Source organism: Pseudacidovorax sp. (assembly GCF_017991995.1).
Taxonomy (GTDB): domain Bacteria; phylum Pseudomonadota; class Gammaproteobacteria; order Burkholderiales; family Burkholderiaceae_C; genus Xenophilus.
Genome location: NZ_JAGOPN010000001.1, coordinates 148,445 through 160,427 on the forward strand (window position 1 = coordinate 148,445; position 11,983 = coordinate 160,427).

The 11,983-nt window shown below is 65.6% G+C and carries 7 protein-coding genes; 3 read left to right on the top strand and 4 right to left on the bottom strand.

Annotated features, from left to right (window positions below; genetic code table 11):
- Nucleotides 1–106: 106 nt before the first annotated feature.
- From KBC94_RS00745 to imuA, 3 genes are read right to left on the bottom strand one after another with little or no spacing between them, the layout of a single operon-like run.
- Complete coding sequence (locus tag KBC94_RS00745) at nucleotides 107–3,208, bottom strand: error-prone DNA polymerase (RefSeq protein WP_294365249.1); 3,102 nt, start codon at nucleotides 3,206–3,208, stop codon at nucleotides 107–109.
- A 9-nt stretch (nucleotides 3,209–3,217) separates the two neighbouring features.
- Nucleotides 3,218–4,528 carry a DNA polymerase Y family protein gene (locus tag KBC94_RS00750; protein ID WP_294365251.1) on the bottom strand — a complete coding sequence of 437 codons (1,311 nt, stop codon included), beginning with the start codon at nucleotides 4,526–4,528 and terminating at the stop codon, nucleotides 3,218–3,220.
- On the bottom strand, nucleotides 4,479–5,237 hold the full coding sequence (gene imuA / locus KBC94_RS00755; protein ID WP_294365254.1) for a translesion DNA synthesis-associated protein ImuA: 759 nt from the start codon (nucleotides 5,235–5,237) through the stop codon (nucleotides 4,479–4,481). Before imuA ends, KBC94_RS00750 begins: the two co-directional genes overlap by 50 nt.
- A 358-nt stretch (nucleotides 5,238–5,595) precedes the next feature.
- Here imuA and KBC94_RS00760 point away from each other — a divergent pair, with 358 nt between their 5' ends.
- On the top strand, nucleotides 5,596–6,315 hold the full coding sequence (locus KBC94_RS00760; RefSeq protein ID WP_294365256.1) for an SOS response-associated peptidase family protein: 720 nt from the start codon (nucleotides 5,596–5,598) through the stop codon (nucleotides 6,313–6,315).
- A gap of 185 nt (nucleotides 6,316–6,500) precedes the next feature.
- On the opposite strand, the gene KBC94_RS00765 is transcribed toward KBC94_RS00760, so the two are convergent.
- The gene (locus tag KBC94_RS00765; protein ID WP_294365258.1) at nucleotides 6,501–6,722 is read right to left on the bottom strand and encodes a hypothetical protein; all 222 of its coding nucleotides are present in this window, start codon (nucleotides 6,720–6,722) and stop codon (nucleotides 6,501–6,503) included.
- Nucleotides 6,723–7,054: 332 nt separating this feature from the next.
- Here KBC94_RS00765 and KBC94_RS00770 point away from each other — a divergent pair, with 332 nt between their 5' ends.
- Together KBC94_RS00770 and KBC94_RS00775 are read left to right on the top strand one after the other, a co-directional pair.
- A complete protein-coding gene (locus KBC94_RS00770; RefSeq protein WP_294365261.1) occupies nucleotides 7,055–8,461 on the top strand; it encodes a hypothetical protein in 1,407 nt (468 codons plus the stop codon).
- Nucleotides 8,454–11,969, top strand: coding sequence for a hypothetical protein (locus KBC94_RS00775; RefSeq protein ID WP_294365263.1), 3,516 nt, complete (start codon nucleotides 8,454–8,456; stop codon nucleotides 11,967–11,969). The genes KBC94_RS00770 and KBC94_RS00775 overlap by 8 nt, the downstream gene beginning before the upstream one ends.
- Nucleotides 11,970–11,983: the final 14 nt, after the last annotated feature.

An 11,983-nucleotide genomic window follows, 5' to 3' on the forward strand; every position in this document is an offset into this window, starting at 1 on the left:
GTTGCTGAGGTCAACTGGCATGCAAGGTTAGTTTGCAGCGTTGCCCGTTGCGACAGCAGACCGCCCTCGCGAGGGCCGCAAGTGCTCATAGCAGGAACAGCCACCTTTATCGGAAATCCCGACTCGCCGCGGAGTCGGCCAGTCGCCCCAGGAGCGGCGATAGATCAGCCAGCCGATGAGCAATGAGGTTCCGCACCTCACCCTCTCGCTGCCACTCCCCCCGCACGGCCAGCAGCCTCGATCGCAGCAACACCTCGCGCTGCTTCTCTCGCAAGCTCTTCCAGCAGATCACCTGCACCACGCCGGTCTCGTCCTCCAGTGACACAAAGATCGTCCCATTGGCCGTATCCGGCTGCTGGCGCAGCGTCACGATGCCGCAGTAGCGCACCTGCCGGCCGCTGGGCAGGTGGTGCAGGTCGGCTGCGGTGCTGAGCCCCTTGGCTTTGAGCTTCTCTCGCAGCAATGCCAGCGGGTGGCGCCGCAGCGTGAGCCCGAGGGATCGGTAGTCCCACACGATCTCCTCGCCCTCTGGTGCTTCGGGCAGTTCCAGATAGTCCTCGTCCACCGGCGCGTCCTGCAATAGCTCCGGCGCTCGTCGCAGCGCCGCGGCATCCCAGACCTGCTGGCGCCGGTGGCCGGACAGGCTCATCAGCGCATCGGCGGCCGCGAGAATCTTCAGCTCATGCTGCTCCAGGCCAGCGCGCCGGGCCAAGTCTTCTGCGCTGTCGAACGGCGCCTGCTCCCGTGCCTGCACGATCCGCTGCGCCGACTCGCCCTTGAGCTTGTCAATCATGCGCAGGCCCAGCCGCACGGCTGGCGGATGCGGCAGGCCCTCCAGCGAGCAGTTCACCTGGCTGTGCATCACATCCACGGGCCGCACTACGACGCCATGCCGCTTCGCGTCCTGAACGAGTTGCGAAGGCGAATAGAACCCCAGCGGCTGGCTGTTGAGCATGGCCGCCAGAAACTCCGCCGGGTGATGGCACTTGATCCAGCAGCTGGCGTAGACCAGCAGCGCAAAGCTGGCTGCGTGGCTTTCCGGAAAGCCGTATTCGCTGAAACCCTTGATCTGCTCGAAGATGCTTTTTGCGAAGGCTTCGTCGTAGCCACGGTCCGTCATGCCGTTCACGATCTTGTCGTAGTACTGCTGCAGCCCGCCCTTTCGTTTCCACGCGGCCATCGAGCGCCGCAGCCCGTCCGCCTCACCGGGCGTGAACCCCGCGGCGAGGATAGAGATCTGCATCACCTGCTCCTGGAACACCGGAACGCCCAGCGTGCGGCCCAGCGCTTCCTTCAAGGCTTCGCTCGGATAGGTCACTGGCTCCTTGCCCTGGCGCCGGTTCAGGTAGGGATGGACCATGCCGCCCTGGATCGGACCCGGCCGCACGATGGCGACCTCGATCACCAGGTCATAGAAGCAGCGAGGCTTCAAGCGCGGCAGCATGCCCTGCTGGGCCCGGCTCTCGATCTGGAAGACGCCCACCGTGTCGGCTTTGCAGATCATGTCGTAGGTGGTGCTGTCTTCGGCCGGGATGTCCTGCATCTCGAAGCGGTAGCCCCTGCGCTCGCCGATGAACTCCAGCGACTTGCGAATGGCCGTGAGCATGCCCAGGGCCAGGCAGTCCACCTTGAGCAGGCCGACCGCATCCAGGTCGTCCTTGTCCCATTCGATCACCGTGCGGTCCACCATTGAGGCGTTCTCGATTGGCACCATGCGGGCGAGAGGGCCCCGCGTGAGCACGAAGCCACCCACGTGCTGGGATAGGTGGCGGGGAAAGCCCATCAGTTGCTGCGTGATCGCCACCAGCTGGCGTACCTGCAGGTCGTCGGGATCGAGGCCAACCTCGGCCCAGGCCTCCGGCCGCACCTCGCGGCCATCCCACCACTGGTGGCCCTTGGCCAACGCATCCACCGTCTCCAGGTCGAAGCCGAGCGCCTTGCCCACGTCCCGAATGGCCGAGCGTGGCCTGTAGCTGATCACCGTCGCGACGAGGGCGGCGCGGTCGCGCCCGTACTTCTGGTACAGGTACTGCATGACTTCTTCACGCCGCTCGTGCTCGAAGTCGATGTCGATGTCGGGTGGCTCGTTTCGCTCCCGGCTGATGAAGCGCTCGAAGAGCACGGACATGCGCGCCGGATCCACTTCGGTGACGCCCAGGCAGTAGCAGACGACCGAATTGGCCGCAGAGCCTCGTCCTTGGCAGAGGATGTGCCGGGAGCGGGCGAAGCGCACGATGTCGTAGACGGTGAGAAAGTAGTGGTCGTAGTGCAGCTCCGAGATGAGCGACAGCTCGTGCTCGATCTGCTGCTGCACCTTGGCTGAGACCCCTTCTGGCCACCGGCGGCCGGCGCCTTCGTAGGTGATGCGCCGCAGGTAGGAGGCTGGGGTCTCGCCCTTTGGCACGACCTCGTCGGGGTACTGGTAGCGCAGCTCGTCCAGCGAGAAGTCGCAGAGTTCGGCCACGCGCAAGGTCTCGCGCAGCAGCGAGGCGGGGTAGAGCTGGGCCAGGCGGAGCCGGGTGCGCAGGTGGCGCTCGGCGTTGGGCTGAAGGGCCAGACCGCATTCCGTGAGCGGCTTGCCGATGCGGGTGGCGGTCAGGACATCCTGCAGCGGCTTGCGGGAGCGCACGTGCATGTGGACGTCGCCGGCGGCCACCACGGGCACACCGAAGGCGTTCGCCGCCTGGCGCAGCTGGTGCAGCCACATCTCGTCGCCCAGCACCCGCTCGCGCAGCGCGACCAGCCAGCATCGATCCTCGAAGCTTGCCTGCAGCCAGTCGGTGAGGACGTTCAGGTGGTCAGGCGTGGTGCCGCGCGGTGGGGCGAGCAGCACCAGGCAGTCCTCGAAGCGCTGCTTGGCCAGGTGGCCGAAGGTCAGCCGGTAGGTGCCCTTGTCAGCGCTGCGCCGCAGCCCGGTGATGAACTCGCACAGGTTGCCGTAGCCCTGGAGATTGCGGGCCAGGACAATGAAGGTGAACGGAGCCTCGTGCTCAACATTGAACTGTGCCCCGATGAGCAGCTTGAGGCCCACCTCCTTGGCCGCAACATGCGCCCGCACGATCCCGGCCATGGAGCATTCGTCCGTGAGGGCCAGAGCCGAGTAGCCCATTTCGTGGGCGCGCTCGACCAACTCTTCAGGATGGCTGGCGCCGTGGAGGAAAGAGAAATTGGAGAGACACCAAAGCTCGGCGTAGTGGGAAAGCGCCATAGGAGTGCCTCACGCAAAGACGCCCTGCAGGAACCAGGCGCTGCGCTCGTCGTCCAGCCGGGTGTGGAAGACCCACAGCACGCCGGCGTGCTCGCTCAGCGCCACCCAGTAGTCGCGCAGAACGTTGGCCGTGGACTGCTGGCCCTGGTCGTCGGAGAGCCGATGCCACCAGCCGCCCTCGACCCGGTGGGGGCCCGACAGCATGATGAGCGGCCCTTGGTAGATCGGCCGGTCGCCGCGCACCGCCAGCTTCAGCGGCTGGGGCAGCATGAACGTGGGCTGCGGCAGCGAGATGTCGTGTAAGGGTTTTCGAGGCAGAGGCTGGTCGGCTGGCTGCCAGTGCACCATCCACTCCATGCGGTGGTCTGCGGCGGTTACCGGGCGCAGCACGCGCTCGGGGCCCAGGCGGGCGGCCACGCGCTCCAGCACCAGGGCGAGGGATTCGCCGCTCTGCGCAGGATCGGGCAGCAGCGCGGCGCTGCGCTCCTCCATGGGCTGCACCTCGTCGGCGATCAGTTCCAGATCGCCCACCGGCGCCTTGAGCTCGACCTTGGCCAGGTGCTCGGCCAGAAGGCGTGACAGGTGCTCCACGTTGCGCGTGATTTCGGCCGTACGCACCGTGAGTTCGCCACCGTCGCCAGCAGTCTTGGCGCGCATGACGTCGTGGCACCATTTCAGGGTGATAGCCGTTGTCCCGCTGCGCCGGGCGGCGAGCCAGCCGCACAGTTGCAGCAGCAGGCGCCGCGCCCCGAAAAGCATGGCGGGAGCCAGTTCAACCCGCGACATCAGCTCCAGCCGTTGGGCGAAGCGGTCAGCCGGCTGCACCCAGGCGTGCGTTTCTGGCCGCAAGCCATACGCCTGGTCCATGGCGGTCAACAGGCCTGCGTCGAAGCGACGGCTCAGGCCCCCACGCGGCAGCGCCCGCACATCGCCCAGGTTGCGGCAGCCCAGCCGGGACAAGGTGGCCTCGTGCGCCCGGGCGGCGCTCAGCGCATCGAAGGGCAGGGCATCCAGCACTTCCACCAGCGGCCTGCTGAAGCCGTTGGTCTGCCCGGCCCGCGCCAACGCCAGGGCGGCCAGGCTCGTCGGTGCCCAGCTGGGCACACGCAGATCGAGTTCCGGCGCCTCGTTGCGAATGCGCTTGACCAGCAGGCGCTTGCCGCCAAAGAGGCGCGTACTCGCTGAAAGCTCCATCGCCAGCGCCGATGCCTCCAGGACCGTGACGCGCGGTGTGTACTGCATGGCCCACTGCGCGGCGCCGTGCAGCAGCTCAGTGGAGGGCGTGTTCTCGAGTGCGGGGAGCAGGGCTGCCCACAGCATGCGAAGCCTCCTTGGCTTGGGTCAGGCGGCTCGGTGTCAGCAGCCGAGGCGTGAGGATGGAGGTAAGACCGCCCGGGATGGAGGGCAGACGAAGTGGCGCGTCCATGGCGGGGCCACGGCGCTTGAAGATGTCGGCCTCCAGCTCCCAGTCCAGCCGAAAGGTCGTGTGCAGGCGAAGCGGTGCGGCCGACGAGTCGTGGCGCGCGGCCTCGGGTCGACACAGGAAGACGGGGGCCTTGCAGGCGAGGGCGCAGACCTGCAGGCGCCGGATCTGCTCCTGGCGTGCCTGCGGCAGCCAGGCCACGATGGCGCCGGCGGCGTCGGACTTGATCATTTGCTCGGTGACCCACAAGCGCTCGGCCGGCGTCTCTGCCTTCACCCAGATCACTTGGGCAGCGCCGATGCCGGCATGCAGCAGGCCTGGCAGGTGCGGTGGTTTCGGCGGGCCCACCAGCACGACCTGGCCGCCAGCAGCAGCAACGTGCCCGAGCACGCCGCCGAGCAGGCGCCATTCGCAGACGGCTGGCTGGGGCGCGAGCACTTCAGTGAGTGAGCGGCGAGGCCATCCGCCACCGGGCAATTGAGCGTCCAGTGCCGCCCAGCCGGAAGGCACCGTCTCAGTGACCTGGCTGCCCAGCTCACTGCCGCGCCAGACGCCCTTCGGGATCTCGCCGGGGGTTGGATTGGCGCGCGGTCTGGCGGGAGCCATAGGAGGTGGATCCGGCTCGGACCAGTGGGACAGGGCAGCGGGACGCATGGGTATTGTTAAACTGTATGTGCATACAGTATCTGATCCAGCGCCGGTTTGGAATGCGTGCCGAGCTGAAAACTTCGTGAGCGGCCTCTAGGAAGGCCAGCTTTGCGGAGCTGTGGCCGTGATCAGCGCAGCCAAAGAAAAGGCCTGCTCGGGGCAGGCCAAAGAGATCGCGAGGGAGGAAATCTCAGGTCGAAGGGAGTCGAACTGACTGAAAGGTGCGACCTCGGTTTCATCGTCTCACGGCGTCCTTTGTCCAGCGCCTCTCCCCGTAGGATCTGGCGAGAAAAATGTCTCAGGATGCGGTCCTATCATGGGCTTCATGTGCGCGAACTACCTGCCCGTGACCAATGCCGATGAACTGCTGGCGTTCTTTGGCGTGCAGCGGGATGCCCAGGCAGAGACGCCGCCAGAGCTCTATCCGACGGGACTCGGTCCTTTCATTCGACTGGTGAACGGACAGCGCGAGTTCGAGGCTGGTCGCTTCGGACTGCTGCCGCCGTGGCGTCGGGAGGTTGCGTACGGGCGCAGCACCTACAACGCGCGCAGTGAGACGGTGGGCATCAAGGCCAGCTTCAAAGACAGCTGGATGCGAGGCCTGCGCTGCGTGATCCCGGCCCAGGCGGTCTATGAGCCGAGGTACGCCGAGGACCTGACCAGCGAGCGTTGGCGCATCGAGAAGGAAGACGGCACGCCCTTCGGCATCGCGGGCTTATATAGCCAGTGGCTGGAGCACGGCGTCGACAAGTTCAGCTACACGATGCTGACGGTGAACTGCGATGGGCATCCGTTCTACAGCCAGTTCCACGAACCGGGGACGGAGAAGCGGATGCCTGTCTTCCTGGAGCCAGACGAGTACGACCAGTGGATGTCATGCTCCTTGGCTAAGGCGCCTCGGTTCTTCCGTCAATGGGGTGGGCCGATGAAGGGGCAGCCAGAGGCTAGGCAGCCGCGCTCGGTGCCGGCTAAGCCGAATGTGAGATCGCCGAGAAGTTCTGACCAAGTTCCGCCATCTCAAGGCGGGCTGTTCTGATCGCTCACGCTCCGCCTCAGGAAGAGAGCCCATGGGCGGGTATCGGTATCGCGTGGGAGGCAGCTTCAGACTGCTTGCAGTCATTCACTTTCGCCATCTCAGTGACAGCTGTCAGCCATCAAACGGACGTCCAGGAGCATCAGCTGTCGGGCTGATCACCACGATTGCAGCCGCTTTTCTACCGCTCAGCCGGACAGCGTCGGCACCAAGCGCCGGGTCAGCGTCAGGCGATCGGCCAGCGTCCTCAGCAGGAAGTCGCCGAAAGCCGCGGCCAGATCGCAGCGCTCGCGGCGCAGCTGATCGAAGGCCTCACGTAACAGCGTGTACAGCGTACCCGGGCCATTGGTGACGACGTTGGCCGAGCGCGGCCCGCGACTGATGGAGCGAAGGGACGCGGAAGGGGGCACTGCAGCGGCCCGGGGGAATGGTGGAGAAGGCTAACGCGCTCGTGCGGTATCGATCAGACCCGTAGGAGAGTGGCGTGATCGTCATCGGGGACTTCGTTGTTCGGAGATGCCTGTGGTACTTGGGTACTTAACGTAAGTGAGATCACCGCCGGCTGGAGGACTATTAATGTCCTTGCCATAGGACGGGAGGGCGTACCGTGATGGGAATGCGACGCAAACAGTGCATTACCGCAGCCGAAAATCTGAACACACTGCGTACCGTATTGCGATGTGCTCTATATTGATAGTACGCTGTGCGTATCTTCAGGGTCGCGTCGACCTCGAAAGTCTTGATGCCAACCAAGTCTGCACCGCCGCCTGATGCCAAGTCAGACCAAAAGGCATTCCTGGTTGCAGCAAAGCGCATCCTCAGCGCCGGCAAGACGCGGCTGACCTGGGATGTCCTGGCCGCAATTCTTGGCGTCGAGCCGCGGGCAATGAAGACCTACCGAATGCCCGCTGCTTCCAGCGACTACCGGACGATGCCCAAGCTGCTTGTCGAGAAGATCGAGGCCCTGGTAGCAGAGGCACAGGCCCCTTCCCCGGCGGGCGCCGCGGCCCCTCCACGAGACCCATACGTGGATTGGAAACCTCGCAGCGACCCGCTCAAGCTTCTTCCTGCCAGTCTCGCAGCACTCGTCATCCGCCAGGCACGTCAGGTCTTCATGGGCGGAGGCGCGACCATGGTTTCAGGTGTCGACCGCCTCTGGAGCGGCGTCTCAGGCCTCGGGGATGAAGACAGGAAGGCCATGGCCCTTGTCTCCAGGGCACGCCTGACGCTGGGCCTCTCCGACGTCGGGGCGGAGATTCACCAACTCCTTGCCCAGTGCACCAAGCCGTTAGGCGAGTGGCTTCCTCTTCCCGCCGTCAAGGAAGCTGGTCTAAACGCGGTGTGTCTCATCGACGCCGAGGACTACATGCCGACCCTGGAGGCCGAGGAGTTGTCGGAAGGCTTTGGCGGCATGACCGGCCTGCTCGAAGAGCAGGTGTTTGCCGCCTTCCAGGACAGCTTGTCCAAGCACTCAGCAAAGGATGCCAACGACTACTACACGGCGGTGCGCACATTTGTTGTTCGCAACCCTGTGGCCACACGCAAGCAGCTGCTGAAGTTCCTGGCTGCGTTGCCGTCTGCCGTATGGGCCTGCATCGAGCAGCAGTTCTACGAGCCGCTTCCCGGCGCGCTAGTCGCTGGTGAGACGGCGACTCTGTGCGGGCACTGCAACAACGTGATGACCGCGCAGCCGGGCGGGTTGCGATGTATGACGGCGGCCTGCGCGGCAGAGCACGCCGCCACGCCCGGACGAACGCTGCCGGCAGCGGATCTCCTGCGCCTGAACAGGTCCCTGCGCAAGTACTGGCTGGAACCGGGCATCGACGAGATCCGACTTGCCGATCGTCTCGCCGCACGCGGCCACACCGTGCGCATGTACCCGAACCGCGACATGGTGGACCTGGACCTCGGCGAAGGTAGCCCTGTAGGGATAGACCTCAAGGCCTACAGTAGCCCAGAGCTCCTCGGGGAGCGCCTACGGCGCCGGCCCGGAGGCCTCAAGAACTACAAGACCCAGTTGCTTGTCATTCCTGACTGGATGGCTCGCCGTGTGCCCCACTACGTCGAGCGCGTAAGCGCGTGCCTGGAGGGCTCGTCGATTCGAGCGTTAACGCTGTCGGACACCGTCGAGGTGCTTGGCCATGCGTGAACGCCTGAAGCCCTACCGCGGCGCCAACGCGCTGAACTACCTGTGCTTGCTCGCCACCGAACTGATGGGCCAACGGCACCTGCGGGACCTGCCGGCGCTTATGACCGGCTTCAATTCGGTACTGGCCACGTTACCGGCCAATGTGGTTACTGCCATCGAGAACCTGCGCATCTCAGGCTACGCACCGTGGAGCCAGCGCGAACTGCGCCTGATGGTCGGCCAGTACAACGAAACGCACCGCCGACTCGAGCAGCGCCGACGGGCCACCTCGCGCGCGAAATCTTGGGACGATGACGTCGAGCCGGGTGATGCGCCCGAGCGCGGCGCACCGCCGGCGGGGCCGGCGGAGGACGACGAAGAAGGGCCCGGTAAGCGTTTCGAGGTCGACCCTCAGCTCAACGTCTGGCCAGTCTGGACGTCCATCATGCCGGACGACATCAGTGAGGCGCTCGCCTCGTTGACGGCGCCACTGGCCCTGCGGCAGCGGCCGCCGCGCCGTCGTCACGACCCCACGCTGCCTGCGCGGATCGTCGACGAGAGGCGGCACTTCAAGACGGCGATCGAGCCGCTCGGGTTCATGCCGCCGGAGCCGCCGTTGATGGACACCACCCGGCACGGCCGCGCCCCGGGGCTGGTCAAATGGTCGGATCTCGTGGCCGTGGCAGACCGCTTCGACGTGTTGGACGAGCAGGCCGGACGTCAGAAGGCCGGCGAGCGCAGCTGGTATCGACGGCTGCACACGGCGACCGGCGAGCCGACCGCCGTGCTCACCGAGGCGACGGTTGAAGGTCTGGTAGAGCGAGATGCGATAGAGCTCATCGGCGTTAAGCACCTTATCGGCTTGCCGGGTGCCGGAAAGACGACGCTGCTCTACCTGCTTGCTGCATGGGCGAGCGAGCGCCACTACCAGGTGTGCCTCCTCTTCCCGTCCATCGAGGTGGCCACAGGCTTTGTCGAGCGCCTGTCGCTCTACTACGTGCCCGCCGGTCTGCTGTTCGGCCAGAGCGACCGGGCTCGATCCAAGCACGTCTCGAGCTTCGCCGCGGCACTGTCGCAGGACAACCGCGGCTACGCCGTGACGCGGGACGCCGCGCCTTACTTTGCCACCAACTGCAGTCTCGCCGCCTTCGCCGCCGACGAGGACGTGACCTTTCCGCATGCCCATCCGCCATGCCAACTGGTCCACCAAACCGTTAGCGGCGCAAAAGCCAGCAAGAGGCCAAAGCCGCACCAGTGCGCGCTCGCCTCGGTGTGCGGCCGGCAACACGGCGAGCGTTCGCTGGTCGATGCGACGGTCTGGGCCGGTCACATTTTGTCGACCGACCGCGAAGTCTCGCCACTCTTCAGCGATGTCCAACTGCGCCACTTCGAGTACCTCGCGCGAACCTTCGATCTCATCGTGGTCGACGAATGTGATGGCGCGCAGGCCAACATGGACGGCCGCGGCACGCCGCTGATGAAGCTTTCGGGTGACGCCGATTCGGTCTGGAACAGGCTGCTCTTGGATCTGCACGCGCCCGCCGCTCAGGGCCGCAATGCGTTCGTCGGCGGTGCCTCGATCGCCGCCATCATGGCGATGTCCGGTCGTTTTGGGCTCGCTGCAGAACGACTGACCGCGGCGATCGTGACCGCGCCGCGGGAGTTTCGCGACGAATACGCCCGCAAGCTCTTGACGGGCCTGTCCCTCATCGCCGACATGTTCCCGCTTGCGAGGGGCGGCCATGACGCAGAGGGATTCGATGAGGAGGAGACAGAAGCTCATCTGCAGGCCCGCCAGGCTCTCGAGCGCATCTGGGACTACGCCACCAAGCGAGTGGCATTCCGTGAGGGTGGCGAGGCGCTGAGACACCTCAATCTTCTGCAGCAGGAGGAAGACCGTGCGCAGGGGGAGAGTGGTCAAGCCGACAACGAGGTGGTGCAGACGTTCGCCTACGAGATCAGTGATGCCGAGCTTGCCAAGCTGGCCGGACTCGCGCGGTCAACCCCCGAGGAAATTCGCAAGTACGCCGCCGACGTCCTGCGGGCACTGGAGGCCTGGGACCGTGAGGGCACCGACGAGTGGATGAGGGCACTGGCGCGGGTGCTGCTGCGACCACCTGGCCTGACCCTTGCCAAGGAGCCCAAGTTCTTCTTCGAGCACGTCAAGCTGCTTGCTAACGTGACGCTGCTGGTGCTGCAGCACTTCGGACTCGGCCCCCACCTGCGTCTGCTCAACGGCCAAGGCATCCTCGGCGACGAGATTTTCGAGTCACGCCCCTCCAAGGAGATGTTGGGCATCGTCCCCGAGTCACTGGCCGGCAGGCTCAGCGGCGTGCGCTACACCGTCGGCGACGAGGGTGATGTAGACATCGCCCATGTCGGCTTTCTCGGCACGCCGCGCACACTCGTGCACCGCATGGCACAGCTCGGCTTGGCCACCGGAGGCACAGGCCCCGCCGTTCTACTCACAAGCGCGACGTCCTTGCTTCAAGCCAGCCCGAGCTACCACGTCGCTGTCGGTCCGCACTACGTGCTGCGCCGTCCCAACGCAGGCGTTGGATGGGCGTTGTCGCGTTACCAGTTCCTGCCACTGAAGGACCCTCACGACGACCGCAAGCGGCTGTTCTTCAGCGGTTCGCGGCTAGCCCGGCGCGAGTTCGTGCTCAAGGCCATGGTGACCGACTTGCTCGAGGGCGGCCGGGTCAGCAAGGTCGAGACTGCGATCGCGCAGAACGACATCGTCGATGATGTTGGCCGTAAAGCGGCATTCGTCGTCAACAGCTACGAGCAGTGCGAGATGCTCTACGAGCACATTCGACAGCAGTATCCGGCCTGGCGCTCGCGCGTGCGATACCTCGTTCGCGGCGGCGCGCTGGCGGCAGCCACTGCGCACGGCATCACCGCCTCCGAGGTCGAGCGCCTGGGTGAGGACCCGGACTGGGACCTGTTCATCTTCCCGATGAACGCCATCGGACGCGGCGTCAACATCGTCTACAAGTCCGGTCCGCGCGCCGACAAAGCAATGATCGGGTCGCTCTTCTTTCTGACGCGACCGCACCCGCGCAGCGACAGCCTCGGCTTCCTGCAGGGGGTCGTGGGTGCGGCATCTGAGAGCTTCGACCAGGAGCGGTTTGCGTCCACCGAAGAGGCACTTGGAGCCATGCGCAATCGACGCGGGAAGGTCTCAGGCACGGTCGGGGCCTTGCTGCGGCTGCCCCAGGCGTCGCGGGCGCTCGGGGAGTACGCCAAGCCCTTCGTCGCCGACCAGATGATCATGATCTTGCAGACCATCGGACGGGCGATGCGCGGCGACTGCCCGGCGTTCGTCTACTTCGTCGATGCCGCCTGGGCACCGCGCTCGGCGGTGGGGCTGCCCGACAACTTGCGCACATCGATGTTGTTGATGATGCGCCGCATCCTGGATGACTGCCTTACGCACCCTGACGCTGGGCTCCGCGAGTGCTACGAGAACCTCTACCGCTCCTTCTACATGCCGCTGTCTCGCATCAGTGGACTAAAGGACGCGTAGGACAAGAACACGAA

What these genes read in the sequence shown, in the direction of transcription:
- KBC94_RS00775 (WP_294365263.1), top strand. Translation starts at nt 8,454, where the DNA reads ATGCGTGAACGCCTGAAGCCCTACCGCGGCGCCAACGCGCTGAACTAC.
- KBC94_RS00760 (WP_294365256.1), top strand. Translation starts at nt 5,596, where the DNA reads ATGGGCTTCATGTGCGCGAACTACCTGCCCGTGACCAATGCCGATGAA.
- imuA (WP_294365254.1), bottom strand. Translation starts at nt 5,237, where the DNA reads ATGGCTCCCGCCAGACCGCGCGCCAATCCAACCCCCGGCGAGATCCCG.
- KBC94_RS00750 (WP_294365251.1), bottom strand. Translation starts at nt 4,528, where the DNA reads ATGCTGTGGGCAGCCCTGCTCCCCGCACTCGAGAACACGCCCTCCACT.
- KBC94_RS00745 (WP_294365249.1), bottom strand. Translation starts at nt 3,208, where the DNA reads ATGGCGCTTTCCCACTACGCCGAGCTTTGGTGTCTCTCCAATTTCTCT.
- KBC94_RS00770 (WP_294365261.1), top strand. Translation starts at nt 7,055, where the DNA reads ATGCCAACCAAGTCTGCACCGCCGCCTGATGCCAAGTCAGACCAAAAG.